Raw genomic sequence first — 1,995 nt, 5'->3', positions numbered from 1 at the left:
GGAGCTGCATCTTGAGCGTAGCTTTTATGGCAGGCTCAGCGGGCAAGCGGCGTAAGAGGGTAAGATTAAAAGATGTTGCATTTGGGTAGATGATGACAGCTTGAGCGATGCTCTTGCGATAACCGCACTTCGAGATCGCTTTCATAGGGTGCGAGACTTTCGCTTGGGCAGCTCCAAAAAAGCGACTGTTGCCGGTGCCGCTTGGTCGCACAGATTTGACGAACGAAAGCCTCTCGCTACTTCACCTGTCATCTGTGTTCCCGTAACAAGTTCCGAGAATAGGCCCTATCTTCCTATTGGGCTTCTTCCTGCCGGAACTGCGCTATCAAATTCGTCATTTGGGATGCCAGTGAAGCAGGTTTGGACCGTGGCACTAATCGCTTCCAGACTGAATTTGGTATTAAATGTGAATGGCAGCGACGCAGAGGATTCGTGGATCTGGCGGAAGGCCGAAGCATAGTATCGGCCATTCTGTCCGGCGAACCGCGTGACGGATTCATCGAGCGCATGGTGATCGACTTCGATCCTGGTCGCAGCGGTAACAACAACATCAGCCATCATTTGCCTCCCTGGACGCCGCGGAGCAGTGCTTGTTTCGTAACGATCCCCACCTCCTTGCCGTCATCGACGATGAAAACCGGCAGATCGCTGTCGACCGAAAGATCGATAAGCTGATCAAGGGTAGAATCCGGATGCGCACGAGGGGCGCAGTCTAGCGCCAAGCCGCTTGGCGCTACTGGTTCCATGATGGAATGGGCGCGCACGAGCTTCAGCTTGGAGATGCCCTGAACGAAGGCGCGCACGTAGTCGTCCGCTGGGTTCAGGACTATATCTTCCGGCGTGCCAACCTGGACGATCACACCGTCTTTCATGATCGCAATGCGGTTTCCGATACGGATCGCTTCGTCCAGATCATGAGTGATGAAGATCGTGGTCTTCTTGAGCTGTGTCGCGAGCTGGAGGAACTGATCCTGCAGCTGCATTCGGATCAGCGGGTCGAGCGCTGAGAAGGGCTCGTCCATCAACAGAATCTCCGGATCAGAGGCCAGCGCGCGGGCGATCCCGACACGCTGCTGCATTCCGCCCGACAGCTCGCTTGGCAGCCGATCCTCATAGCCGCCGAGATCGACCAGCTGCAACGCATGCTCCGATATGGCCCACCGACGAGACTTCGGGATCTGGCGGATTTCAAGAGGATAGCAGACATTGTCGCGGACCGATCGGTGCGGCATGAGCGCCATATGCTGGAACACCATGCCGATTTGTGTCGCCCTGACCTCGCGCAATTGGCGTTCATTCAGCTTGGAGATATCGCGCCCCAGTATTTCGATCCGGCCGGAGGTTGGCGCAATCAGCCGGTTGACATGCCTGACCAGTGTTGACTTGCCCGACCCGGAAAGACCCATAATGCAGAATATCTCTCCCCGCATTACCTCGAAACTTGCATCTCGAACACCGACGACGCAATTGAACCGCTTAAGCGCGTCCGCCTTAATCAGGCCTTCAGCCTTAATTGCGAGAAGTGCCTTCGCGGCATCCGCACCGAAGACCTTCCAGACATTCGAAAGTTTAACAACTGTTTCAGTCATGCTCTGCTTACCCCAGCAAGCGACCGCCGGCAGAACCCGGCGGCCCGTATCGTCGTAAAGGCAGTTAGAGGTGAGTCAGTCACTCAACCAGCCAAGCACACGATCTGCGTGAGTAGCCGTCCAGTTCTTAGCGAACTCAGCCGGATCCTGTTTCTCTATGACCAGGGCAAAAGTCATTTGCGAAAGTGTGTCAGTATCAAGACTCACATTTCGGAACAGCCGCGCCACTTCTGGTTGGGTTTCTTCGAGCGCCTTTTGATCCGACATTCCCCAAGTGGCCTGCCGCTTGACTTCAAGATCGCCTGATTTTGCTCGCTGGGCAAGCGTTCTTCGCCCCGAGCGGTGTCTGTCGTCGCGCAAACGGCCGAAGTCGGGTGGATCAAGCCTCGAACCCGCAGCATTCTGG

3 protein-coding genes are annotated in these 1,995 nt (G+C 55.8%); 1 reads left to right on the top strand and 2 read right to left on the bottom strand.

Annotated elements, in window-relative coordinates; genetic code table 11:
* The first annotated feature begins 100 nt into the window (after positions 1-100).
* Entirely contained in the window at positions 101-460 is a 360-nt protein-coding gene (locus tag G5V65_RS22945; RefSeq protein WP_350339468.1) for a type IIL restriction-modification enzyme MmeI, read from the top strand.
* Between the two features lie 97 nt (positions 461-557).
* Here the strand turns inward: G5V65_RS22945 and G5V65_RS21700 are convergent, their stop codons facing one another.
* Together G5V65_RS21700 and G5V65_RS21695 are read right to left on the bottom strand one after the other, a co-directional pair.
* Positions 558-1,589: a quaternary amine ABC transporter ATP-binding protein gene (locus tag G5V65_RS21700; protein WP_165054675.1), complete on the bottom strand. Its 1,032-nt coding sequence runs from the start codon at positions 1,587-1,589 to the stop codon at positions 558-560.
* 75 nt (positions 1,590-1,664) lie between these two features.
* Positions 1,665-1,995: glycine betaine ABC transporter substrate-binding protein (locus G5V65_RS21695; protein ID WP_277602980.1), on the bottom strand; the 331-nt coding region annotated here is incomplete at its 5' end.

It is taken from the genome of Paragemmobacter kunshanensis (assembly GCF_011059185.1).
GTDB classification, from domain to species: domain Bacteria; phylum Pseudomonadota; class Alphaproteobacteria; order Rhodobacterales; family Rhodobacteraceae; genus Paragemmobacter; species Paragemmobacter kunshanensis.
This window is presented reverse-complemented; position numbering and strand designations above follow the sequence as displayed.

What these genes read in the sequence shown, in the direction of transcription:
- G5V65_RS21700 (WP_165054675.1), bottom strand. Translation starts at nt 1,589, where the DNA reads ATGACTGAAACAGTTGTTAAACTTTCGAATGTCTGGAAGGTCTTCGGT.